General features: G+C 59.4%; 22 protein-coding genes. 15 read left to right on the forward strand and 7 right to left on the reverse strand.

The genetic code is table 11. The annotated features are described in order from the left end of the window. Positions 1 to 23: 23 nt before the first annotated feature. On the forward strand, positions 24 to 809 hold the full coding sequence (locus ACTHXA_RS05465; protein ID WP_441670161.1) for an HdeD family acid-resistance protein: 786 nt from the start codon (positions 24 to 26) through the stop codon (positions 807 to 809). Next, positions 809 to 1,279 carry a hypothetical protein gene (locus ACTHXA_RS05470; protein WP_441670163.1) on the forward strand — a complete coding sequence of 157 codons (471 nt, stop codon included), beginning with the start codon at positions 809 to 811 and terminating at the stop codon, positions 1,277 to 1,279. The genes ACTHXA_RS05465 and ACTHXA_RS05470 overlap by 1 nt, the downstream gene beginning before the upstream one ends. Positions 1,280 to 1,306: 27 nt before the next feature. Here ACTHXA_RS05470 and purB read toward each other — a convergent pair whose 3' ends face one another. Together purB and ACTHXA_RS05480 are read right to left on the reverse strand one after the other, a co-directional pair. Continuing rightward, positions 1,307 to 2,689: an adenylosuccinate lyase gene (gene purB, locus ACTHXA_RS05475; RefSeq protein WP_441670165.1), complete on the reverse strand. Its 1,383-nt coding sequence runs from the start codon at positions 2,687 to 2,689 to the stop codon at positions 1,307 to 1,309. Between the two features lie 10 nt (positions 2,690 to 2,699). Then, entirely contained in the window at positions 2,700 to 3,230 is a 531-nt protein-coding gene (locus ACTHXA_RS05480; protein WP_441670167.1) for a low molecular weight protein-tyrosine-phosphatase, read from the reverse strand. A 105-nt stretch (positions 3,231 to 3,335) separates the two neighbouring features. Here ACTHXA_RS05480 and ACTHXA_RS05485 point away from each other — a divergent pair, with 105 nt between their 5' ends. Continuing rightward, positions 3,336 to 3,725, forward strand: coding sequence for a hypothetical protein (locus tag ACTHXA_RS05485; RefSeq protein WP_441670169.1), 390 nt, complete (start codon positions 3,336 to 3,338; stop codon positions 3,723 to 3,725). Beyond that, complete coding sequence (locus tag ACTHXA_RS05490) at positions 3,722 to 5,410, forward strand: hypothetical protein (RefSeq protein WP_441670171.1); 1,689 nt, start codon at positions 3,722 to 3,724, stop codon at positions 5,408 to 5,410. The genes ACTHXA_RS05485 and ACTHXA_RS05490 overlap by 4 nt, the downstream gene beginning before the upstream one ends. Before the next feature lie 40 nt (positions 5,411 to 5,450). Here the strand turns inward: ACTHXA_RS05490 and ACTHXA_RS05495 are convergent, their stop codons facing one another. Further along, positions 5,451 to 5,927: a hypothetical protein gene (locus tag ACTHXA_RS05495; RefSeq protein WP_441670172.1), complete on the reverse strand. Its 477-nt coding sequence runs from the start codon at positions 5,925 to 5,927 to the stop codon at positions 5,451 to 5,453. 58 nt (positions 5,928 to 5,985) lie between these two features. Beyond that, complete coding sequence (locus tag ACTHXA_RS05500; RefSeq protein WP_441670174.1) at positions 5,986 to 6,408, reverse strand: phage holin family protein; 423 nt, start codon at positions 6,406 to 6,408, stop codon at positions 5,986 to 5,988. 48 nt (positions 6,409 to 6,456) lie between these two features. Here ACTHXA_RS05500 and ACTHXA_RS05505 point away from each other — a divergent pair, with 48 nt between their 5' ends. From ACTHXA_RS05505 to ACTHXA_RS05530, 6 genes are all read left to right on the forward strand, one after another. Beyond that, positions 6,457 to 7,557, forward strand: a complete 1,101-nt coding sequence (locus tag ACTHXA_RS05505; protein WP_441670176.1) for a histidinol-phosphate transaminase — start codon at positions 6,457 to 6,459, stop codon at positions 7,555 to 7,557. Positions 7,558 to 7,687: 130 nt separating this feature from the next. Beyond that, positions 7,688 to 8,803 (forward strand): thiamine pyrophosphate-dependent enzyme, encoded by a 1,116-nt coding sequence (locus ACTHXA_RS05510; protein ID WP_441670178.1) that lies wholly within the window; start codon positions 7,688 to 7,690, stop codon positions 8,801 to 8,803. Further along, a complete protein-coding gene (locus tag ACTHXA_RS05515; protein WP_441670180.1) occupies positions 8,800 to 9,783 on the forward strand; it encodes an alpha-ketoacid dehydrogenase subunit beta in 984 nt (327 codons plus the stop codon). The genes ACTHXA_RS05510 and ACTHXA_RS05515 overlap by 4 nt, the downstream gene beginning before the upstream one ends. An 8-nt stretch (positions 9,784 to 9,791) precedes the next feature. Further along, a complete protein-coding gene (locus ACTHXA_RS05520; protein ID WP_441670182.1) occupies positions 9,792 to 11,204 on the forward strand; it encodes a dihydrolipoamide acetyltransferase family protein in 1,413 nt (470 codons plus the stop codon). Positions 11,205 to 11,353: 149 nt separating this feature from the next. After that, positions 11,354 to 12,838 (forward strand): 4-hydroxyphenylacetate 3-hydroxylase N-terminal domain-containing protein, encoded by a 1,485-nt coding sequence (locus tag ACTHXA_RS05525; RefSeq protein ID WP_441670184.1) that lies wholly within the window; start codon positions 11,354 to 11,356, stop codon positions 12,836 to 12,838. Then, a complete protein-coding gene (locus ACTHXA_RS05530; RefSeq protein ID WP_441670186.1) occupies positions 12,811 to 14,208 on the forward strand; it encodes an MmgE/PrpD family protein in 1,398 nt (465 codons plus the stop codon). Before ACTHXA_RS05525 ends, ACTHXA_RS05530 begins: the two co-directional genes overlap by 28 nt. Before the next feature lie 91 nt (positions 14,209 to 14,299). Here ACTHXA_RS05530 and ACTHXA_RS05535 read toward each other — a convergent pair whose 3' ends face one another. Continuing rightward, the gene (locus ACTHXA_RS05535; RefSeq protein ID WP_441670188.1) at positions 14,300 to 15,553 is read right to left on the reverse strand and encodes a flavin reductase; all 1,254 of its coding nucleotides are present in this window, start codon (positions 15,551 to 15,553) and stop codon (positions 14,300 to 14,302) included. Between the two features lie 281 nt (positions 15,554 to 15,834). Between ACTHXA_RS05535 and ACTHXA_RS05540 the strand changes: the two genes are divergently transcribed. From ACTHXA_RS05540 to ACTHXA_RS05560, 5 genes are all read left to right on the forward strand, one after another. Further along, the gene (locus tag ACTHXA_RS05540; RefSeq protein WP_441670190.1) at positions 15,835 to 17,151 is read left to right on the forward strand and encodes an LLM class flavin-dependent oxidoreductase; all 1,317 of its coding nucleotides are present in this window, start codon (positions 15,835 to 15,837) and stop codon (positions 17,149 to 17,151) included. Positions 17,152 to 17,368: 217 nt separating this feature from the next. Next, a complete protein-coding gene (locus ACTHXA_RS05545; protein ID WP_441670192.1) occupies positions 17,369 to 18,370 on the forward strand; it encodes an ABC transporter substrate-binding protein in 1,002 nt (333 codons plus the stop codon). 16 nt (positions 18,371 to 18,386) lie between these two features. Beyond that, complete coding sequence (locus ACTHXA_RS05550; protein ID WP_441670194.1) at positions 18,387 to 19,211, forward strand: ABC transporter permease; 825 nt, start codon at positions 18,387 to 18,389, stop codon at positions 19,209 to 19,211. Further along, positions 19,204 to 20,061 carry an ABC transporter permease gene (locus ACTHXA_RS05555; protein ID WP_441670196.1) on the forward strand — a complete coding sequence of 286 codons (858 nt, stop codon included), beginning with the start codon at positions 19,204 to 19,206 and terminating at the stop codon, positions 20,059 to 20,061. The genes ACTHXA_RS05550 and ACTHXA_RS05555 overlap by 8 nt, the downstream gene beginning before the upstream one ends. Positions 20,062 to 20,101: 40 nt before the next feature. After that, positions 20,102 to 20,914 carry an ABC transporter ATP-binding protein gene (locus tag ACTHXA_RS05560; protein ID WP_441670198.1) on the forward strand — a complete coding sequence of 271 codons (813 nt, stop codon included), beginning with the start codon at positions 20,102 to 20,104 and terminating at the stop codon, positions 20,912 to 20,914. A gap of 90 nt (positions 20,915 to 21,004) precedes the next feature. Here ACTHXA_RS05560 and ACTHXA_RS05565 read toward each other — a convergent pair whose 3' ends face one another. Together ACTHXA_RS05565 and ACTHXA_RS05570 are read right to left on the reverse strand one after the other, a co-directional pair. Then, positions 21,005 to 21,895 (reverse strand): VOC family protein, encoded by an 891-nt coding sequence (locus tag ACTHXA_RS05565; RefSeq protein ID WP_441670200.1) that lies wholly within the window; start codon positions 21,893 to 21,895, stop codon positions 21,005 to 21,007. Positions 21,896 to 22,033: 138 nt separating this feature from the next. Then, a complete protein-coding gene (locus tag ACTHXA_RS05570) occupies positions 22,034 to 22,738 on the reverse strand; it encodes a GntR family transcriptional regulator (protein WP_441670202.1) in 705 nt (234 codons plus the stop codon). Positions 22,739 to 22,787: the final 49 nt, after the last annotated feature.

Below are 22,787 nucleotides of genomic sequence, written 5' to 3' on the forward strand. Positions count from 1 at the left end.
GGTGTCAGACCACAGTCGTACGAGTGAGTAGACTAGTCCTCGTGAGCGGTTGCCTCAGCACCGCCATTTGGTCGGATCTCGTCTCGGTCGGGACCGAGGACATCGCTCCGAAAGGAAGCTCGTCGATGAACACGACAGGAAACGCGGTCGCGCGCAAGGACCCGGATCAGTTCCTCCCCGATTCGCTCTGGAAATCCATGCTCTTTCGGGCAGTTCCGGTAATCATCGGTGCGATTGTGATTACGTTCACCCAAGAACACAACGCACGCTTCGGTTTCGCCGTATTCGGCACAGTAGCCCTCTGGTCTGGGATCATCGTTGGTTTCGAAGCCGTCGGTATTAAGGGTCACCCGCTGCGAGCATTTGTGTTCGCCCGTTCCATCCTCGGCGCCATCGTCGGTGGATTCTCGATCTTTATGGCCACCGGCGGCCACGACTGGGCAAATGTCCGTAACTTCATTTGGACGGTATCAATTTGGGCACTTGTTACCGGTGCTATCGAACTTATCGCAGCGCTCGTATACCGCCGCGAAACGGTCTATCGCAATGAAATTATGTTGTCCGGTGCCATCACAATGCTGCTCGGCATCATTGTGGCGTTTGTGCCTCCCGAACTGGACGTGGAGTATGGCGGACTGGAGAATGTCCAGGGTTCACTCACGGCAGACGTCCAAGCCATTGGTTTCGTAGGCGCCTATTTTGCGGTGCTCGGTGTGCTGCTCATCATTGAAGCGTTCACGCTTCGTGCCGCCCTCCGACGCCGCAATGCCGAGCGAGCAGCCGATACCGCAGACAAGAAGGAGAATTAGTGGCGAAGTCATCGTCAAAGAAGAACCGGTCGGCGCAACGAGCGCTCATGAAGCCGTTCGAAGTCGTCGCAATTGCTTTGGCCTGCGGGATCTTCGTATTTGGCGTCGTCATGCTCACCGTGCAGGACTGGCTCCTCGGACTGATTTTCGCCGGCATCAGCATCGTCGTGGTGTTGCTGGTGCTTGCGCTGCTCCTACTCAGCTACAAGCCAAACCCGGATGTTCCGGTCTACCTCGATCGTCAGCTCTATGACTCCAAGGAACCGGGAGCCCAGGATGCGGCCCTCCGTGTCGTGGAGTCTTACGACGAGCAGTTGCCTCGGGAAGAAGACGAGGACACCGAAGACGAACCGACGCCAGCACAGGGTGAACGCGCCGCACAGAGCAATAACCCCGCCCAAGGTGACCAAGCCGATACGACTGAGATCACCAAGGACGAGGCAACCGAGGACGAGGACAACAACCGCTAAGATTTCGCGGTGGTCGGTGCGGCCCGCCTACTGCAAACGATCGACCAGAGCCGAGGAACGACCCACGTACGTGTGGGGCGTGAGCTCGCGGAGGTGAGCCTTCGCATCCTCACCGATATCAAGGCCGTTGACGAACTCGATGAGTTCGGCGTGACCGACCGAGTGCCCGCGAGTGAGGTCCTTGAGGACCGCGTAGGGATCTTCAATCTTCGACCGTCCAGCGATGATTTCGGCACGAATGACGGTCTGGATCGCCTCAGCGAGTACCTCCCAGTTGCCGTCGAGTTCTTCGTGCAGCTTGTCGGCGTTGACATCGAGTTCGCCGAGGCCACGGCGAACGTTGTCGATGGCAAGCAGGGAGTGGCCGAAGCCGACGCCGATGTTTCGCTGCGAGGAAGAGTCGGTGAGGTCACGCTGCAAGCGTGAGGTGACGAGCGTCTGTGCGAGTGAGTCAAGAATGGCGCAGGAGAGTTCGAGGTTTGACTCGGCGTTCTCGAAGCGGATCGGGTTGATCTTGTGCGGCATGGTGGAAGAGCCGGTCGCGCCGGGCTGAGGGATCTGCTTGAACACGCCGCGGGAGATGTAGAACCAAATATCGCTCGCGAAGTTGTGCAGGATGCGGTTGAAGTGGCTGATGTCGGAGTACAGCTCCGCTTGCCAGTCGTGGGACTCAATCTGCGTGGTGAGCGGATTCCAGGTGAGACCAAGCTGGGCGGTGAACTCATCGGCAATGGTCTCCCAATCAAGTTCGGGTGCGACCGCGACGTGCGCAGCGAAGTTACCCGTCGCTCCCGCCCACTTGCCGAGGTATTCTTGCTGCTCGATTCGACGCAGCACTCGGCGCAGACGGTGTGCCACGACCGCAAGCTCTTTGCCGAGCGTTGTGGGGGTTGCGGGCTGGCCGTGGGTGAGTGAGAGTAGCGGCTGGTCGCGCTGTGCGACCGCGAGCTCGGCAATCGCGTCGGTGACTACGGTCGCAGCGGGGAGCCACACCTTGGTGACCGCGTCGCGAATGGTGATCGCATACGAGGTGTTGTTGATGTCCTCCGAGGTGCAACCGAAGTGGGTCAATTCTTCGATCGCGGACAGCCCGAGTTTGCCAAGCTTTCCGCGCACGTAGTACTCGACCGCCTTCACATCGTGTCGAGTACGCGCCTCAATTTCCGCAAGCTGATCAATCGCATCCTGATCGAACTGCTCAACAACCGCGCGCAGCTTCGCCTGGTTCTCGGCCGAGATTGGTTCGGCGCCGAAGACCTGTCGGTTCGTGAGATAAATGAGCCACTCAATCTCAACCGCGACGCGCGCACGGTTCAGGGCAGCCTCGCTGAGATGCTCGCCAATCGGCGCAACGACGGGGAAGTACCGATTGTCGAGGGGGCTGAGGGATTGCGGGGGCAGGGGGCTCATGGCGCTCCGTTCATCGAGAGGGCGCAGAGTCTCGGGCCGCCCGCACCGCTGGCTCAATCTGAATGAGTAGCTGTTCACAGGCCTGCTCGATCGTGTCGCGCACCTCGTCAAATAATTCGTCAGTCCCATAGTAGGGATCTGGAACCTCGAGGTTGTTCCCGCGCGAGGGATCAAAGCTCAAAAGCGGTTGGATGAGCGTGCGATCCTGGTCGTTCTCGGCCCAGGTTCGCAGAATTCGCTGCTGACCGCGATCAAAGGTCAGGATGAGATCAAAATTGCTGAATTTGGCGGGTTCGAACTGCTTCGCGCGGTGACCGTCGCCGGAATATCCAGCACGTTCGAGGGCAGCGCGCGTGCGGGGATCGGCCTTCTCACCGACGTGCCATTCGCCAGTTCCGGCAGAGGTGAGGTGCAGCGCATCGCTCAATCCGCGCTTCCGCACGAACTCACGCATGATTACTTCTGCCATGGGGGAGCGACAGATGTTGCCGGTACACACGAAACAAATTCGGAATACGGGCTGAGGTCCATTCGTCGCCATGGCCGTATTGTCTCGCACTTCGTTTAGGCTCAAGCAAATTTCGGCTGAGACTCGTACTTTCCCGTCGTGCGCTGAGTCTGTGGATGCGCGGTTATGCACAGTCGAGTGGCTCAAGCAAGCGAAACGTGGCGCATCCGGGCATCCTCTTGGCATTCGGCAGATTCGATCGAGGAGTGCGACGTGGGGGATGGTCAGACGACCGGATTGATCACAAACATTGAGCGAGACGTCATTGAACGGGTGCGGCAAGACTGCATTGACCTCGCCTCGGTGTTGCGGGGTGCAATGTCGGACATTAACGGTGATCTCACCACTGCGCTGCAGCAGGCGGAGATCGCAGACTGGGTGTCGACCGCGAGGCTGACATACGACCTGGGGCGCAGCCTGCTGTCGGGCACGCTCTACGCCGCGGCACTCGGGTGTGAGTACGTCGCCTCGCACTATGACGATGCGGTGTGGTTGCTCGATCAGCAGATTGCATTGGAGTTCGCATGAGCTCGACACAGCTGCAAGTGGATACCGCGCAGTTCGGCCCAGCGAGTGAGCGGCTCACCGCGGTGGGTGAGGGTATCGCGACGCTTGAGTCGCACCTTCGTGACCATACGTGGAACCCCGCGGATGCCTGGCGCACCGCGGCAACCTTCAAGGCACTGCAAGCCTCGGGTGAAGCGAGTCTATTGCTGTGGGGACTCTCCGGGATCGCTGCCACGGCGCACGGCCTTGCCGGTCACCTCCTGCAGGCCCAGCAGTGGTACGAGCAGGCGGATGCGCAAATAGTTGAGTCCTTCGCGACCCTCTCTGACCAGGTCACCACGGCACTGGTACTCGGCATCGTTGATGTTGCGGCGTTGGGGACCGGTGCCCTCGTCGGGGCACTGATGGGTCCCGCCGGAATCTCGCTGCTACTCACTGGCGCCGTTGCGTATCACGGGCTTGATCAGGCGGGGTTGGTTCCCGGCGGCGAAGATCTTGCGGCCTGGTTCGCAGAAAACCAGCATGTGCTTGCCAACCCCACGATGGTGATGATCGTTCGCACACTGACCTCAGGCGGCGACGAACTCATTGCCGAGGTGGCGGGAGATGCGGGCGGGGCGGCTGGGCTCGTGCTCTTCGGGCCGCTGGGCGGAGCGCTTGCGAAGACGCTCATCCGACAGGGGATCACTTCACCGCAGTCCGCCGCCGGCAATATTGCCGATGTCATTCAACATGCGCGTGGCAATCACCAATACAAGTTCGATCACACTGAGCGAGAGCCTCTCGCCGCTCCCGAATCGATCGGCGATCTGATGCGCACCATTCCCACAACCGATCCGGAAGGCACACACATCACCGTGAGTGAGTACCTCGCTGCGGACGGCTCGACCGTCTATGTGGTGAGTGTCGCGGGGACGAGCGCAACCGGGTTCGGTGGTGCGGATCCGATGGACAATCTCTCCAACCTTGCCGCCTATGCGGGGCAAGACGATGAAACCATTGGTGCGACTATTGACGCCATGGAGCAAGCCGGGATCGTTCCGGGAGACACCGTTGTGTTCTCCGGCTATTCACAAGGTGCGCTTGTTGTGGCTGAACTGGCGGCATCGGAGGAGTGGAATACCGCATCCGTGCTGCTGGCCGGATCCCCGATTCACGGCAACGCCATTGGTGGCGATATCCCCGTGGTGCAGCTAGAACACAGCGGTGATCTCATCACCGGACTGCAGGGCATTACCGCACCTGCTGCCGGGGAAGTCGCGGTCGTCCACCGCAACCCCTATCCATCGGGAGTGCCGCAGGACCAGGGCATCCTCGGGCCACACATGCTCAAGACCTACGTCGAGACGGCCGATCTTTATGACTCGCATGGAGACGTCGCCGCCAATACGAATCGTGATGCGGTCCTGAACCCGCTCGTCGACGCTACCCCGGTCGCGACGCACGACTTTCATCTCGAGCGGGAATATCCCGATGCGCAGCATCAGGACCAACCGACCCAGAACGCACCGTCGAGTGTGGGAAACGGCGTCGAATCGGTCCTGGAAGAGCTCAGTGATTATGCGGGCGAGCAGTTTCAAGTGCCACTCGACGTTCCGCTTGATCCGGTTGCGATCCCGAATCTTCAGGATGCAGTCGGGCTTGAGTCAACGGCGCCGGACATGCCCATTGGTTTCCGACCGGTGGCACCGAAGCCGGGGATCTAGCCTGAATCCACTGATGAGTGATTGAGGCGACGCTTGGCACTCAGGCAAGCCGCTCGCAGTACGCAACAATGTCGGTATCTTCCTGCAGATGGGCCCTAAAGTCTTCGTGGTGCACCGTGACTGAAGCGTAAAACTCGTCGTCAAGCACCCCGTAGGTAGTCTCGAGCCGAACACCCAATTCACTGCCTATTGCGTCGACTTCATCGCCAAAGAACTCGCCGTCGACAAAAATCCGCTGATGCACGGTGGAGAGCAGATCTACGCAGTCCGACTTGTCCTGCGTCTCGGCGCGATCCTTCACGATCAAGGCACCCGCAACCGCGAACAGTGCGAGCGCGCACACAATGGCTGCGACTCGTGTCCACACAACATAAAGCCGAGTCGGGGCGATGTCGCTTGAACCATCCTCCGATCGCACCCAGAGCCGAGCCAGTTGGAAGCCGGCCCTCGGAAAAATTGCCTGCAGCACGAAGAGCAGCCCGAGCGCGAAGAGTATCGCTAACCATTCGAAGATCATGTGCCGCCCCGGTTTTCTCGAGAATTAACGACGACTTGCAGTGGCGGCCTCGTGGCGGTCAGTCGCCGACAGCGTTACTGCGAGACTCACGTTCGCGACGATCCTGGTTCGTGAAGATGCCATTGAGGATTGCGGAGAACAAGCCCATCAATAGCGCGCCACCCATGGCCCACCAGAAGTTCTCTATCGACAGTCCGAAGCCCGCGAGGTCACTCAACCAGGCGACGAGCCAGAACAAGAAACCGTTCACCACAATGGCAAACAGCCCGAGCGTGAGGCAATACAGCGGCAGCGACACGATGCGAACGATTTTGCCAATGATGGAGTTCACCAAACCCCACACCAATGCGAGCAAGAGGTAGGTGACCACGAGCGCGAGTTGGGTTTCTTCGTAGGCGGTGACCGTGAGACCGCCCGACAGGATCAAGGTGGTGAGCCAGAGGGCGATTGCGTTCAGGACGATTGTGGCGATAAGTCGCATGGACCCCATTCTGACTTGTCCGGATGAAAGGCACCGTAGACTTTGCTCATGTCAGACGTACCAGTGAAGCTTCGCGCCGAGATTCTCGCGCAGCGGGCATACAAACAGGGCAAACCGGCACCGGCAAACTCGTTCAAACTTTCTTCGAATGAGGTGCACTTCCCACCGCTCGACAGCGTTCGAGGTGCGGCCAAGGACTTCAGCGCGATGAATCGCTACCCCGATGCCTCGGCTGGATTGGTGCGCGAGACCCTTGCTGAGCACTACGGCGTTGGTGTGGATAACGTGATCGTCGGCGCCGGATCGGTGTCGCTCCTCTATCAGGCCGTGCAGGCGGCAGCATCGGTCGGCGATGAGGTGATCTATCCGTGGCGTTCCTTCGAGGCATATCCCGGCATGGTTACTTTGACCGGCGCCAAGAGTGTCGAGGTGCCCCTGCGTCGCGACGGGACCACCGATCTAGATGCGGTCGCGGATGCGATCACCGAGCGCGCCCGGCTCATCATTGTCTGCACTCCGAACAACCCCACCGGACCCGCGGTCGGCCAACGGGAGTTTGAGCAGTTCCTCGAAAAGGTGCCGGAGGATCTCCTTGTCATCGCCGACGAGGCCTATATCGAATTCGTCACCGACCCGAACGCGCTCAATGCCACGCGCATCCTCGCGGATCACCCCAACCTCGTGATCGCGCGCACCTTCTCGAAGGCCTACGGCCTTGCCGGACTCCGTGTTGGCTACATGCTTGGCCACCCGAGCGTCATGCAGGCCTTTGCAACGACCGCGATTCCCTTCCTGATCTCGGCGCAAGCGCAGGCTGCGGCGCTCGCGGTCATGGGCGAGCCCGAAGCAATCCGCGCGCGAGTGAACGAAATTACCGCACGACGCGATGAGGTTCGTCGTGCGCTGCTTGATCAGGGCTGGCCGGTTCCCGAGTCGCAGGCCAACTTCATTTGGCTCCCCTGTGGTGAACAGGTGGAAGGGGTCGACGCCATTCTCCGCGAAGGCGGGATCATTGCGAGGGCATTCCCTGGCGACGGAATTCGCGTCTCGATTGCGGAGGAAGAATCGGTCACTCCGCTGCTGGCTGCCTGCTGGCGAGCCATCGAACGCTACCCCTATCTCCGGGCAGAGGAATCGCCTGCCGAGTAGCTCGTCGCCGATGAAATTGTGGAGTGACGCCAACACATCCGCCATTTCATTGGCAGCAGTCGTGAGTTTCTGAGTCGTGCAGGCTCTAGACTGGCGAAGTTGTATCTATCAGCTGGAAGGTTTCGACCGAGTGAGTGCAGCCCCTGAATTTGCGTCCGTTCTCTCCCCCGAGGGACGAATCGCTCCGACACCGGCTTTCGAGCCGTACCTCGATCGGCTCAAGCAAGCCGATGATGACCTTTGGCGCACGGCGTATCGGCAAATGCGACTCGTACGTGCGTTCGACCGGGAAGGCACGAACCTGCAGCGCCAAGGGCAGCTCGCACTGTATGTTCCCGCCGAAGGTCAGGAAGCGGCGCAAATCGGTTCCGGTCTTGCGGCGCGGCCACAGGATGCGCTGTTCCCCTCCTACCGAGAACACGGCGTCGGGCTCGTGCGAGGCCTTGACCTCGTCAAAATTCTCGCCCTCTTACGAGGCGTCACGAACGCCGGTTGGGATCCCGAAGAGGAACAAAACTTCCGCAACTACGTGCTCGTGATCGCATCCCAAACGCTGCACGCGACCGGTTACGCGATGGGCCAGACCTTCGATGGCAAAGTCGGCACCGGCAATCTTGAGGAAGATGAAGCGACGATCGTGTACTTCGGCGACGGCTCAACAAGCCAGGGCGACCTCAACGAAGCGCTCGTGTTTGCCCGCAGCTATAACGCCCCGCAGGTGTTCTTCTTGCAGAACAATCACTGGGCAATTTCGGTCCCCGTTGAGGTCCAGTCGACTGTGCCGCTCTACCGGCGAGCCGACGGATTCGGCATCCCCACCGTCCAAGTCGACGGCAACGACGTGATGGCGAACTGGGCGGTCGCCGGCCACGCGCTCGATAGCGCACGCTCCGGTCAGGGCCCGTTCTTCATCGAGGCCCTCACCTACCGAATGGGCGCCCACACCACGAGCGATGACCCGACGAAGTACCGCACATCCGAAGAAGAGCAGTACTGGCGCGATCGCGATCCGATCGACCGGCTCGAGAAGTACCTTCGTGCCGAAGGCGAAGCCGAAACGTTCTTTGCGCAGATCGACGAGGAAACGAAGGATTACGCGGCCGACATCCGCGCACGCACGCTCGCACTGCCGGAGCCCGAGCCGCTCGGAATGTTCGCGCACGCGTATGCGGACCACAATCTGGAGATCGAACGCCAGCAAATGGCCTTCCTGGACTTCGAAACGTCACTCGAGGAGGACGCATGACGGACCGCGAATCCCTCCCACTCGCGAAGGCACTCAACGCAGGCCTTCGCGCTGCTCTGGAAAACGACGAGAAAGTCCTGCTCATGGGTGAGGACATCGGCACCCTCGGCGGCGTGTTCCGCATTACCGAGCACTTGCAGCGCGACTTTGGCAAGCACCGCGTCTTCGATACCCCCCTCGCGGAGTCCGGCATTATCGGCACCGCCATCGGCCTCGCCATGCGCGGCTATCGGCCGGTGTGCGAGATTCAGTTCGACGGATTTGTGTATCCGGGATTCGACCAGATCACCTCGCAACTCGCGAAATTCCACGCTCGAACCAGCGGTGCGGTGACGCTGCCGATCGTCATCCGCATCCCCTACGGGGGACACGTTGGCGCAATCGAGCACCACATGGAGAGCCCCGAAACCTATTTCGCGCATACACCGGGAATTCGAGTGGTCGCGCCGTCGACGCCGAATGATGCGTACTGGATGATTCAGCAGGCCATTGAGTCCAATGACCCGGTCGTGTTCCTCGAACCGAAGAGCCGGTACTGGCCCAAGGCGGACGTGGACTTTTCCGCGCCGAGCGCTGAAATGGGGCAGACGCGTGTTGCCCGCGAGGGTGAGGATGTCACGCTGATTGGCTTTGGCGCACAAACCACGATGAACCTGCAGGCAGCGCAGATCGCGGCCGATGAGGGAGTCTCCGTCGAGGTCCTCGACCTACGCGGGGTATCACCGATCGATTGGGATCCGCTGTTCGACTCGGTACGCAAAACGGGTCGTGCGGTGATCGCTCAAGAAGCCCCCGGGAATGTCTCGGTGGGCAGTGAAATTGCGGCAACCATCGCTGAACGCTGCTTCTACAGCCTCGAAGCGCCGGTGCTTCGTGCGAGTGCGTACGATGTCCCCTTCCCGCCCCCGCGGCTCGAAAAACACTATCTACCCGACGTGGATCGCGTGCTTGACGCGATTGACCGCACGCTCGATTACTAGGAGTACCGATGGCCATTGAGTTTGAACTCCCCGACGTTGGCGAGGGGCTTACCGAGGCAGAGATCGTCGAATGGCGAGTCAAAGTTGGTGACACTGTCGCGATCAACGATGTGCTCGTCGAGATTGAAACCGCAAAGTCACTCGTTGAACTGCCGAGCCCCTTTGAGGGCACGATCGGTGAACTGCTGGCGGGCGAGGGCGAGACCGTCGAGGTAGGCAAGGCCTTGCTCACCGTTGAAACCGCAGATTCTCCCGGGTCGGCAGTGATTGCAGACCCTGATGATCCTGACGGAGACGGCCACCCCGGCCTGACGTCGGAAGAGTTCGCCGAAGCCGAACGGGATGCGGCCAGCACGGTAGATTCCGAGGGCGGCGCCAACCTGGTTGGCTATGGGACCGCCCCTTCGGCGCAATCTCGCCGTTCGGGTCGACGTCGAAAAGTGGCCGAACGAACCAAGCCCGCAACCGACTCGGAACGCGAGCAGGCACAGGCCGCGGCGCAGGATCATGGGGCACAAAACCGGCCGGCCCGACCCGCATCCGTCCCCGCCGCATCCGCCTACCCGACTGTCGCAAAGCCGCCGATTCGAAAGCTTGCGCGAGATCTCGAAGTGGATCTTGCGGAGGTGCAGGCCACCGGCCTCGCGGGCGAGATCACCCGCGAAGACGTGATCCGTCACGCGGAGCAGGCGAAGCTCTTCACGAACCTCGAAACCCCGGGCTGGAACCCGGTGCGAGAAGAAAAGCACCCCGTGAAGGGCGTGCGCAAGCAGATCGCGCAGAACATGGTGAAGTCGATGTTCACCGCGCCGCACGTGTCGCTATTCGTGGATGTGGATGCCACACGCACGATGGAGTACGTCAAGCGCCTCAAAGCCTCACCCGACTTCGCGGGAGTCAAGATTTCGCCGCTGCTGCTGGTCGCGAAGGCGGTCATCTGGGCAATTCGCCGGAACCCGACGGTGAATGCAACCTGGACCGACGAGGAATACACGATCAAGCACTACGTGAACCTCGGGATCGCCGCGGCGACACCGCGCGGTCTGCTGGTGCCGAATATCAAGGATGCGCAGTCGCTCAGCATGCGGGAGCTCGCCGGTGCGCTCGAGCAGCTCACGATCACGGCGCGTGACGGGAAGACCCCGCCGGCGGATCAGCAGAACGGTACGTTCACGATTACCAATATCGGTGTGTTTGGGATGGATTCCGGTACGCCCGTGCTGATGCCCGGTGAAGTGGGGATTGTTGCCTTCGGTACGGTCCGCCCCAAGCCGTGGGTCGTCAACGACGAGGTGCACGTGCGCCAAATCACCACGCTTGCCGCCTCATTCGACCACCGCCTGGTGGATGGTGACGTTGCGTCACGGTTCCTCGCCGACGTCGCGCGGATCGTAGAGGAGCCGGCGCTGCTGCTGGATTAGCGCCGGACAAGCCGGGAGATGCTTTGCTCAAACTCACTGCCAAAAATACAGCAATCCACAAATATTGCATTATTTGAGAGAAAATGTACTATTAGTGTAAGAGCTGTACGAACGGCAGGATTCACAGCGTTGTGGAACAGGAGCATCCGATGGGCGCAAGGCGCGGAGACCAATACATTGCTGGGCTGAACGATGATCGTGAGGTCTGGTACGGAAGTGAACGGATCAATGTCGCGACCGATCCGCGGTTCAAGGGGTCGGTCGAGGGTATGGCCGCGTATTTTGATTACCAGTGGCAGCACGAGGACGATTGCCTATTCAACAGCCCTTCTAGCGGCGAAAAGATCAGCGTCTCGCATCTCCGACCAAGGAATGACGAAGACATCCGGCGCCGCCATCGGGCTTTTGACCGATTTGCTCGCTATTCGATGGGCATGCTGGGGCGTACGCCTGACTACGTGAACGTCGTTCTTGCCGGACACGTATCTCGGGTCGACCTATGGGAACAGGCCAGCGATCTCAAGTACTACGAGCGCATCTCTCAATATCAGAAGTACGTCGCCGAAAACGACCTGGCGCTTACTCACACCATAGTCCACGCAAATATTGATAAATCAATCGGCGAACTCGATGGTGCCAATGCGGACCTGACACTGCAAGTTGTTGACCGTAGGGAAGATGGCGTCATTGTTCGTGGCGCGAAACTGCTCGCCACGCTGGGTCCAATTGCTGACGAGTGCTATGTGTACCCGGCAACCCCCATCAAACCCGGCTATGAGCAATACGCGATTTCGTTCGCCACCCCAATGAATGCGCCGGGCGTTGTTGTGGTTTGCCGAGACCACTATGGCGTCGATCAGCCGGTAGAAGATCGACCGTTCTCGTCGCGCTTCGATGAGCAAGATGGCGTGGTCATCTTCGACAACGTGTTTATACCGAACGACCGCATCTTCATCGACGGAGAACTCGACCTTTACAATGCGGTGAACCAGGGCACGGCAACGGGGGGAACCCAGCACCAGACTTCGATCCGTGCTGCCGTAAAACTGGAATTCGCGTACGACCTGCTCGCCAAGATGGCTGACACGATGGGCGCTGGTTCCCGTCCCGATATCGCCACGATGCTCGGTGAGGTGCACGGTTACTTCCGGATTGCGAAGGCCGTCATCCATTCCGCAGAGACCCGGGCACACGATTGGGGCGGTGGGGCGTTCTTCATCCATGACGACATCGGTGTGCTGCGCACGGTAATGCCGGAGTGGATGACCCGGGTCAACGAGATCATCAAGACCATCGGTTCCCATAATCTGCTGGCCACGCCGACTCAGTCGGCTTTCGAAGACCCGCGGCTCGGACCCCTGCTCGAACGTTACCTTCCAGGTGCGAAAGACATCTCGGCGCCGGAGCGCGCACAGATATTCCGTACCGCTTGGGATTTCGCGGGCTCGGCACTCGGGTCGCGCATCGATCTCTACGAGCGTTTCTACCTCGGGAGCATAGGCCGCGCACGCATTCTCGAACACATGAAGGCGCAGCGTAAGGGGGAAGGTGGACAGCTCAAGGAGTTCCTCGAGCAATCTGACCGTGTTTCGGAAGGAAACGTCGAATGGGACCAAGTCTCACAGATGTCATAGTTGACCACGCGGCGGCAGTGACCTTTGCGTCGCTGCCGCCCGCGGCGGTTTCCAGAGCAAAAGCTCGACTCTTGGACGCATGCGGGCTCATCGTGGCGGGTACCCGCGCTCAAGGCAGTTCCGAATTCCGCGACCTCGTCGTGTCATGGGGCGGCAGGGCCGATTCAACGGTGATCACGACCCCGACTCGCGTGCCGGCGTTCGCCGCCGCAATGTCGAATGCCGTCCTGATGCGCTCATACGACTTCGAGCCGGTGGGGGCTGACCGCAGCGACGGCAAGCAGATTCCCGCGCACATTACGGGCACGACCGTCTCTGTGGCGCTCGCGGTTGGTGAAGCGGTCGGCGCGAGTGGGCAGGAGGTGCTAAAGGCACTCATCGTTGGCGATGACATCGCGGCACGTCTCGGTCACGCCGTCGGATTTGACGTTTACGGGGGCGGCGATAACACCGGCACGATCAACGTGGTCGGTGGGGCGGTCGTCGCGGGACTACTCTATGGATTCGATCGCGAGCAGCTTCGCCGCACGATTGGCATCGCTATCAATCAGGTCGGTGGAACTATTGACAACATCAACGACAAGACGCTCGCGTTCAAAATGCCGATCGCGTTCTCGGCACGCAACGCAGTGCAGTCCGCAGGGTTTGCGGCCGTCGGGTTCGGAGGACCGCAGGATCCAATCGGTGGTCGGTTCGGCTTCCTCGCGCAGTGGTCGGATGAGCCGAATCCGGATGCGCTGAGCGCTGATCTGGGTCAGGAATACTTTGCCGATGCTGTCCTCAAGCCGTGGCCGTCGTGTCGAGCGAGCCAGCCTTCGATCACGGCTGCCGTTGATCTCGTGGCAACCCAGGGGGTCGAACCCGCCGATATTCGAGAGGTTCGAGTGCACGTTCATCCGCGCGTCAAATCTGGATTTGTCGGCCAGGAGTTCGTGGTGGGGGAATCCCCAGAGGTGTCCGCGGCGTTCAGTATCCGGTTCGGGGTCGCCACCGCGCTTCTCGCGGGCTCCGTACTCCTCGATCACATGACCGAGGAGTACATGCGCAGTACACCATTGCAAGAGATGATCTCGCGCATCGACATTCGAGACACGATTTCCGCGAATGAACCCAGTACTGCAGAGGTCGAGGTGGTGACAGCCGGCGGCGAAATTTATCGTGTACGAGCCGAGCGGGGCCTCGGTGACATCCACTTTTCTCCGCAGGGTGAGGCGCGACTTCGCGAGAAGTACGACCGCGCGATGGCGTGGGGTGGCGTGTCGACCGAGGCAAGCGAGGCGATTCACGATGCGATCCAGTCCGTCGAATCACTGGGATCGTTGCGTCAGATCGTTGATGGCATGGCAATCAATGGATCTCGTGTGCATTAACGATCGCGTGGTCTGCGCGCGTTAGCGCGACGAGCAGATAGGGGGCGAGTTCCGATCGGAACTCGCCCCCTATCTGCGGTGTCGGTCGGCACTATCCGATGCGCAGTCCCTGGTTCACGTAGCGGTTGTAGTCGCGCTGGACGGTGGTGCGCAGCGCCTCGGTGACCTCAGCGGCCGCCTCGTGAAGGGCCTGGATGCGCTCGAATACTTCCGCGGACGATAGCGATTGCGGAATATTGCCCATGCGCAGCACGAGGCCGGAATTGCTCGGACCATCCGCTTCGGGCGCAAACACCGGCACCACGATGCTCGCGAGGTTGATGTCGGTCTCGCCTTCGGCGATCGTACCGCCGAAGCATTCGCGGCTCTCCGCGATTACACCCCGAACGGCGCGATCGCGAGCCGGCGTGAGCTCACCGAGACCGTACTCATTGAGGGCGCCGGCGAGCTTCTCGTACTGATCGCGTGTGTCGCCGGTGGTGTCGTAGCGGGAGATCGCGTAGCCCTGCTCTCGGATCTGTGCAGCATCATCACGGTAGGACTGCAGCACAGCTTCGTCCTGCGGCCAGATTCGGGAGATCCACTGGTCAATCTGAGTCTCGTCCCATGCCACTGCGGCTTCCCCGAGCGGTGGGATGAGCGGGATGCGCACCCCGATTCGTTCTTCGACCTCAATATTCTCGCCGTAGGAACTTGCGCCGATCGTCTGATCGATCGGGCTAATCTGCACGAGAGAGGCGAGGTTGCCTCCAAAGCGGTCGGTGAGGGCATCGAGCTGCGGGCGCGCAGCCTCCGCAACGCGCATCGCAGAGATGAACGACTCGTCAACGTGGGCGCCGAGGCCGGTTGTCGAGAAGCCGCCATAACCACCCTGGAAGAACAACAGTGGGGTGGTGGGACGGGTCACCGCGAGATCATCGACGCTGACGAGTGTGATGAAATGGTCGCCAGCCTCGACCTCCTGCGAAATGCGTCCGTAGATGTGCGCCACGGCATCTGCGATCTCCGGTGCACCGTTGGCGGCCGGGCGCCACTCTATCTTGTCGAACTTTGCCGGGTCCTTGGAAGCAAGGGTGCGGCAGGTCTGGAGCTGGTCCTGAGCGAACACGCTGATGCAGACGGCCTCTGCGTCGCGCAGTTTCGCGTACGTCCCGGAGGAACGCATAGGCATGAAGGACACGATCGGGGGCTCAAGGGATACTGAGTTGAAGGTCCCGACAACCATTCCGATTGGTTCGGCGTCGATGGTGGCGGTCACGACGACGACACCGGTTGGATAGTGCCCCATGACATCTCTGAAATTACGGGGATCGAAGTTCGTCTGCGTGGTCGAGGTCTGAGTCATGATTACTCCTCGGGTTGGCGGCCTCATTGCTGCTGGTGTAAATGCAAGTTCAAACTATGCACTTCTCCAGAATAATATATTCTAGCCGAGGAAAATGCTAGAGTTGAGTTTGGGAATCTATTCAATATTTTTGAAACATGTGCACGAGTCTTTCGACTGTTGTGGAAAGCCATGTGATTGCAGAATGTTGGTGAGTTTGGATGAATCGCTTTCTGGACGTATTGCCACTGGAGTGCATTCCGGCGTGGTCAGAGAAGACCTTGCCGAAGAAAGGAAATATCATGAGTGCTAAGCCGAAGCGCCGCATGGCTCTGACGACTTTCGTCATCCCTGCTGGTCACCACAAGGATTCCTGGCGCCGCGAAGGCAGCCGAATCGAAGAAGTACCGGGGCTCGAGTACGTCGTTGAGCTCGCGCAGATGGCCGAGGACGCAAAGATCGACGCGGTCTTCTTTGGTGACATTGCGAACGCGAATCCGACGCTGCGCGGAGATATCAAGACCAATGGATACTTCGAGCCGATCTCGACGCTTTCGGCTATCGCTGCGCGCACCAAGAGCATCGGATTAATCGGTACTGTCTCCACATCCTTCGAGAACCCCTACTCGGTTGCTCGCCAAATCGCGGGCATCGATCACATGTCTGGCGGCCGCGCCGGATGGAACCTTGTGACTTCATTTGACGGGTTCCAGAACTATGGCTTTGATGAAGCCCCCTCACCTGAGGCGCGCTACCGTCGGGCGACTGAATTCGCGCAGGTCGTGAAGGCATTGTGGGATTCGTGGCAGGATGATGCGGTCATTGCGGACCGCGGATCCGGAAGCTTCATCGATCCGGAAAAGGTGCACCGCATCAACCACGTGGGCGAGCACTTCAAGGTTGAGGGACCGTTACCCGGGCCGCGCTCACCGCAGGGCCATCCCGTCATCGTTCAGGCAGGTTCGTCTGGACCGGGGCTGGACCTCGGCAGTTCAGTCGCCGACGCGATCTATACCGCGCAGCCAGTCAAGGAGCGGTCGGTCGAGTTCTACTCGAAGTTCAAAAAGATGCTCGTGGAAAAGGGGCGCAACCCCGAACACACCAAGGTGCTTCCGGGAATTCTTCCGATCATCGGTAGCACGCTGAAAGAGGCACAGGAACTCGCGGATGAGCTGGGTTCGCTCGTAAATCTTGAATATGGTCGAGCTCAGGTTTCGGCGGGGCTCGCCGGGGTTGACCTGTCTTCACTTGACTATGACGACCGCATCCCCGCGGAGTGGTTGAGCGAGGACCCTGCTCTCGGGAGTCGCTACCATGTTTTCCGCAGTAAGGTTGTCGATCAGGAGATGACGCTCCGCGATCTCATCATCGATATGGCTCGATCGGCGGGGCACCAGTGGATCATCGGGACGCCGCAGACCATCGCGGACAGCATGGTCGACTGGTTCGAGTCGGGAGCCTGCGACGGCTTCAATCTCAACTCGCCATACAACCCTGGTGGAATGAAGCAGATGTGCGAATTGCTCGTGCCGGAGTTACAGAACCGCGGCTACGCGCGCACCGAGTACGAGGGCAGCACGCTCCGTGAACATCTCGGTCTGCCTCGTCCCGCTGTGTGACTGATCTGACGATGTTAGGTCGAGTTCGCCACGAAGGGGTGTCGGTCCAGGAGCGCTTGGACGACACCCCTTTTGTGATGCAGATTTTTGCACGTGGCGCAAATAACCGAATGTGCCGTGCCTATTGTCAAATCTGCAAGTTATGCAGTATAAATAAGTAATGCATTCTTATATCGCATGAGTGCATCCAAAGTTCTCAATGAGGAGACGGATTTCGATGGCTACAACGATGACGGTTGCTAGGCGATTTGGCGCAGTAGCCGCAGCACTGGCACTGACTACGGGACTGGCAGCGTGCAGTGGCGCCGGCACATCGCCGGCGAATACCGAGGGCGACGCTGGAACGACTGCAATCACCGTCCTGCATGCGCCGATTAATTACGAGGTGCTGTATATCGCGCAGCAGGAAGGCTTCTTCGACGAGGCTGGCCTGGACGTGACGATCACTCCGGGCGGTACAGCTCAGGACAACCTCGGTCAGCTTGCTGGGGGGTCGGCGGACCTCGCTATCGTCTCTTGGGACGCGGCAGTGACTGCCACGGCCGAAGGGGTTCCGATCAAGCTGATTTCGAGCAATGCCGAAATTAGCACCGAGATCGACACTTCGGCGATTATGGTGCGCGCGGACAGCGGCATTACAGAAGTCGCGGACCTGGAGGGGAAGACCATAGCATTCAACTCAATCGGCAGTGGGGGCAATGTTCCAGTCTTGCAGGCGCTCGAGGACGCCGGGGTGGATCTCGAGTCTGTCGAGCAGGTTGCGATTCCCTTTGCGAGTATGCAGGCTGCACTCGAAGGCTCTCAGGTCGACGCAGTGTTCCCGTCGGATAGCTTTTTCGCGCAGATGACTGGAAATGAAGAATTCGTCGAAATTGCCCACCCATCCCGTGAATACCGAGGAGGTCTCGGGATCACACTGTGGTCGGCGACGGATTCATGGTTGGCGGAAAACGCCGAAACTGCTACTAAATTCAATGAAGCCATGGCCGCGGCGACAGAGTTCTACAATGAACCAGAGAACACGCAGGTCGTATACGAAATTCGCGCCCAGGTCAGCGGCCAGCCTATCGAAGATGTGCAAGGCCCTCTCGTGATCTTCGATCCCGCAATTGACGCCACGGTGTCACAGGCAACTACAGATGCCCTTGAGGAGTTCGGGTTCGTGACCGAGCCGAAGTCCGTTGACGAGATTTTATGGGAGGAAGCCCCACGCAAGTAGTGGAGGTTAATCAAATATGACCGTTCAAACGCAAGATACCGCCCCCGGGGCGGTCGAAATACGCGGTGCGAAACCGCGGCGTCTCGATTGGAAGCTTCTCGCCCAACGCATCCTTGCATTGATCGTGATTTTCGCGCTGTGGGAACTGGGCGTCAGGACGGGGATCTTCCCATCCATGGCTCCAAGCGTGATCGATGTCATTACATCGATTTTCACCGTTCTCGCGAATCCCGCCTTCTGGTCGGCGCTTATAAACACGCTGGCGGCGTCCACCACGGGCTGGCTCATTGCTTGTGCGAGTGGCATCGTGCTTGGTCTGCTCATCGGGACAATTCGCCCACTAGACCGATCCACCTCACTTGTCGTTGAGTTTGGTCGTGCATTCCCAACGATTGCTCTGATGCCGGTAGTCATGCTGCTGCTCGGGGCTACGATGACAATGGAAATCACCATGGTGGTACTCGCGGCCGTGTGGCCCGTGCTTGTGCAGTCAATTCTCGGGTCTCGGCGACTTGATCCCAATATTGTCGACACGGTTAAGATATTCCGAATCCCGAAGGCACTTTGGTTCACGCGCGTACTGCTGCCCTCGGCATTGCCATTCATCGCGACGGGTGTCCGTATCTCCGCTTCAATTGCCATCCTCGCTGCGGTCGGTGTGGAAGTACTTACACAGGTCCCCGGCCTTGGTCGACTTATCACACTTGCGCAAGAAGCTCAGCGCTGGGACCTTGCGTTTGCCTATCTCTTCTATGCCGGAATTTTCGGCTGGCTAATCGCGACATTATTGAATAAGGGCGAAGGCCGGTTGCTTGCTTGGAATAGGAGGAGCGATGACTAGCGCGACGACACAGGAAAAGGCCGAACAGGCTGTGAACACCCAACAAGCCCAGAAACCGAACATTTCTGCCCGTAAGAACGTCAAATTCGTGAATGGCGTTTCGCAGCTACTTTGGATGCTTTGGCTTCCGGTGCTGTTAGTGGTGATCTGGTGGTTCGCTTCCGCGAACAGCACCAATATCTATGTTCCTCCGCTCGAGGATATCGTCTCTTCCGTGGTGCGTGACTTCCGAGAAGGTACGCTGCTCATTGCGATGGGCACTAGCCTGTTGAACCTGTTCATCGGAATGCTTATCGCGATTGGTATCGGTGTGGCCGCCGGTCTCTGGCTCGGTGAAACGAAGCGCCTACGGATGGTTCTCGATCCCTACATTCACTTCCTGCGCTCCGTTCCGCAGTCGGCGCTCGTGCCACTCATCATCGGCGCGTTCGGAATCGGCTCAGAGCCTAAAATCTATGCGATCGCGTTCGCCTGTGTGTGGCCAATCCTCCTCAACACGATCGACGGCAGCCTAGGAGTCAACGTTGGCGTGCGCCGCACGGCTCGTGTCTTTGGCATTCCTCGGTGGCTGTATTTCACTCGCGTGGTCCTTCCCGGTGCGATGCCGCAGATCGTCGCCGGCATTCGCGTCGCACTCCCGATTGGTATCGTCGTAATGGTGGTGAGCGAACTGTTCGCGTCAAACGTCGGTCTCGGCTTTTATATCCTGAATGCCTCCAGCACTTTCCAGATCCCCGAAACATGGGGTGGAGCGCTACTTGTCGGTGTGATCGGCTACATCCTTGTGGCGCTGTTCGCTCTCGTCGAGAAACGACTTCTCGGCTGGTACTTCAAATCCGCTTCGCGCTAGATCAGTAATTTCACCAACGTATTGACGAAGGAGTCGACTTATGACTGCTCAACAAAGTATTCACACTGGCACGCTCGGCACGCTCGGCGGCGAAGCGCTCCTCAAGGTTGAGAACCTCATCCTCGGTTACGGTGAGGGCGCCGAGGAGAAACGCATTATTGAAAATCTCAGTCTCGAGGTGGGCTACAGCGAATTTGTCTCGATAGTCGGTCCATCGGGTGTAGGCAAAACCACCCTGCTGCGAGGTCTGTCAGGTCTCTTGAAGCCAAAGTCTGGGTTGCTCGACATACATGGCGAGCCCATCAACGGGCCGCACCCTGACATCGGCGTGGTCTTCCAGGATTACTCGAGCACGCTTATGCCTTGGATGACGAGTCGTGAGAACGTCGCGTTCCCGCTTCAGGGCCAAGGGAAAGGCAAGGCTGAGCGCAATAAGCTGGCCGACGAAGCGCTAGAGAAAGTGGGCCTCGGCGGCCAGGGGGATAAGTTTCCCTGGGAGATGTCAGGCGGTATGCAGCAGCGTGTGTCGATTGCGCGCGCGCTCGCGTACAACGCTCAGATTCTGCTCATGGATGAACCATTCGCCTCCGTGGATGCGCAGACGCGCTTCGATCTCGAAGACCTAGTGATTCAACTGCGTGAAAAGCTCGGGGTGACGATCATGCTAGTGACTCACGATGTAGACGAGGCTATCTACCTGGCCGACAAGGTCATTGTGATCGCCAACAAACCTGCAACCGTGGTCGACGTCATCGAGACAGGCTTCGGCAGCAATCGTGACCAGGTCACGACCAAGGCTGACCCTCGATTCCAGGACGCTCGCGCGCGAATCCTCACGCGCCTCCGAAAGTAGTCACGAACGCAAAAAGGGAGCGGCTCCGACCAACGTGGTCGGAGCCGCTTCCTTTTACGATGGTGACCGAGTTCGTCGCAATCGCGATGACTACTTCGCCGCGACCGCCTCGGTCGCGGGGAAGAGACCGTGCGAACGGAACTCGGAGAAGTCGTAGATCGACCACTTGGTTGCCCATGCACGGTCGTCCTTCGGCCAAATGACAGGCGGACGCTCATCGTCGTAAATGTGTTCGAGGTCAGCGTAGAGCTCGACGACGGCGCCCGTAGGCTCGACGTAGTACGCGGCGATGTTGTGGCCGGCTCCGTGACGCACTGGGCCCATGAGTAGTCTCAGGTCGTGCTCGTGGAGACGGTCGCCCACCTTGCCGAGTTCGGCGATGGATTGCACCTGCCACGCGTGGTGGTGCATCCAACCCTTGCCTTTCATGAGCGCGATCCCATGGTGTTCGGCATTGCAGCGGAGGAAGTACGCGAAGTCGTCACCGATAATGTCGCTGACGCGGAACTCGAGGATGTCCACAAAGAACGTCAGCATCGCTTGCAGATTCTGCGGATGCAGGTTCACGTGTCCGAATCGGTCGGGAGCGTGTCCGCTCGGGATGATGCCCGCACTCTCGGGGCCGATGTAGATCTCGAAGAGGAAATTCTCGGGCCCCACGAACGCGAAGCCGTCGGCGACCCCCGGGTGTAGCGCAGTCTCGCTGATGATCGGGAAACCGGCGTCGCGAATGCGGCGGCGAGCCGTGTCCAACCCCGGTTTCCCGTTCGCGATGAGACCGATCTGCCCGACTCCGTGAGCGGGTGCATCGATATAGACCATTTCATGGTGACGCTTTGCTGCGGACGAGAGAAAGACCGCGTTGCCGCTTCGCGCGGTCTCCTTGAGGCCGAGAATGTCTTGCGCGTGGGCGACTGATTGTTCTATGTCGCTCGTGTGCAGCGCGACGTAACCGATCTCGCTGATGACTCCGAATGCCATGGGTGCTCCTGTCGACGTTGACTGGTGGGTCTAAAAACCCGCTAATAGTGCAAACTACAGCAATTATGCACTATTTTCCCATGCTGCGGCTAGACACGAAGCTTCTTGAGCGACTCCTTGACCTACCGTTCGTGCGGTTCAGGACTGCTTGGAATTGTTCAGGCCACTCACGCTGAGGCCGACTTCAAGGATCAACTCCATCGAAGCGGTGTAGTGCTGTCGGAGGAGCTCACCGGCTCGTGCCGAGTCCCGGTCGAGTACGGCTTGAAGGATCTCTTTGTGCTCGTCGTCGATTCTACGGGCGGCGATGGCTGGAGCCTGGTTGACCCAGCGACGGTACATCGTCGTGGAGTCAAACAGTATTGCCGAAAGGTCGATCAGTACCGGAAGGTTGCAGGCCGAGATTAGCTGGACGTGAAACTCGCGATGCGCAGTGATCCATTCGGGTGCCAGTGTGCCGGGCTCGTCGTCGATGAGTCGCGGGGTGCGCTCGAGTTTGTGATGAGCGGCGAACACTTCTGACTCCCACTGCAGGTCACCACGTTCGATGGCCAGTTTGATGCCGAACTCCTCCGAAAGGCAGCGAAGTTCGTTGAAGTCTCTCAGTTCATTGAGCGACAGCGTCGGGATAAAGAAGCCGCGATTGGGTTTCAGTTCGATGAGGCGAGCGCCGGTGAGCTGCGTCAGAGCCTCGCGGATGACCGTACTACTCGTCTCATAGCGCTCAGAGAGTGAAGCGAGTTGTAATTTCTCGCCGGGTGCCCATTCGCCCCCAAGGATGTCTTCACGAAGCTGTTCACGGACCGCTTTACTGAGCGTCTCCGACTTCCCTTGCTTTGCCATGTGAATAATGTATTCCAATTTGGCTCGAGAAATAATGCATTACTGTCGT

The sequence above is a fragment of the Gulosibacter sp. genome, from assembly GCF_052090685.1.
Classification (GTDB): Bacteria; Actinomycetota; Actinomycetes; order Actinomycetales; family Microbacteriaceae; genus Gulosibacter.

Coding starts and splice junctions, on each gene's coding strand:
- purB (WP_441670165.1), bottom strand. CDS start 2,689: ATGAGCCCCCTGCCCCCGCAATCCCTCAGCCCCCTCGACAATCGGTAC.
- ACTHXA_RS05480 (WP_441670167.1), bottom strand. CDS start 3,230: ATGGCGACGAATGGACCTCAGCCCGTATTCCGAATTTGTTTCGTGTGT.
- ACTHXA_RS05490 (WP_441670171.1), top strand. CDS start 3,722: ATGAGCTCGACACAGCTGCAAGTGGATACCGCGCAGTTCGGCCCAGCG.
- ACTHXA_RS05495 (WP_441670172.1), bottom strand. CDS start 5,927: ATGATCTTCGAATGGTTAGCGATACTCTTCGCGCTCGGGCTGCTCTTC.
- ACTHXA_RS05500 (WP_441670174.1), bottom strand. CDS start 6,408: ATGCGACTTATCGCCACAATCGTCCTGAACGCAATCGCCCTCTGGCTC.
- ACTHXA_RS05505 (WP_441670176.1), top strand. CDS start 6,457: ATGTCAGACGTACCAGTGAAGCTTCGCGCCGAGATTCTCGCGCAGCGG.
- ACTHXA_RS05515 (WP_441670180.1), top strand. CDS start 8,800: ATGACGGACCGCGAATCCCTCCCACTCGCGAAGGCACTCAACGCAGGC.
- ACTHXA_RS05520 (WP_441670182.1), top strand. CDS start 9,792: ATGGCCATTGAGTTTGAACTCCCCGACGTTGGCGAGGGGCTTACCGAG.
- ACTHXA_RS05525 (WP_441670184.1), top strand. CDS start 11,354: ATGGGCGCAAGGCGCGGAGACCAATACATTGCTGGGCTGAACGATGAT.
- ACTHXA_RS05530 (WP_441670186.1), top strand. CDS start 12,811: ATGGGACCAAGTCTCACAGATGTCATAGTTGACCACGCGGCGGCAGTG.
- ACTHXA_RS05535 (WP_441670188.1), bottom strand. CDS start 15,553: ATGACTCAGACCTCGACCACGCAGACGAACTTCGATCCCCGTAATTTC.
- ACTHXA_RS05540 (WP_441670190.1), top strand. CDS start 15,835: ATGAGTGCTAAGCCGAAGCGCCGCATGGCTCTGACGACTTTCGTCATC.
- ACTHXA_RS05545 (WP_441670192.1), top strand. CDS start 17,369: ATGGCTACAACGATGACGGTTGCTAGGCGATTTGGCGCAGTAGCCGCA.
- ACTHXA_RS05550 (WP_441670194.1), top strand. CDS start 18,387: ATGACCGTTCAAACGCAAGATACCGCCCCCGGGGCGGTCGAAATACGC.
- ACTHXA_RS05555 (WP_441670196.1), top strand. CDS start 19,204: ATGACTAGCGCGACGACACAGGAAAAGGCCGAACAGGCTGTGAACACC.
- ACTHXA_RS05560 (WP_441670198.1), top strand. CDS start 20,102: ATGACTGCTCAACAAAGTATTCACACTGGCACGCTCGGCACGCTCGGC.
- ACTHXA_RS05565 (WP_441670200.1), bottom strand. CDS start 21,895: ATGGCATTCGGAGTCATCAGCGAGATCGGTTACGTCGCGCTGCACACG.
- ACTHXA_RS05570 (WP_441670202.1), bottom strand. CDS start 22,738: ATGGCAAAGCAAGGGAAGTCGGAGACGCTCAGTAAAGCGGTCCGTGAA.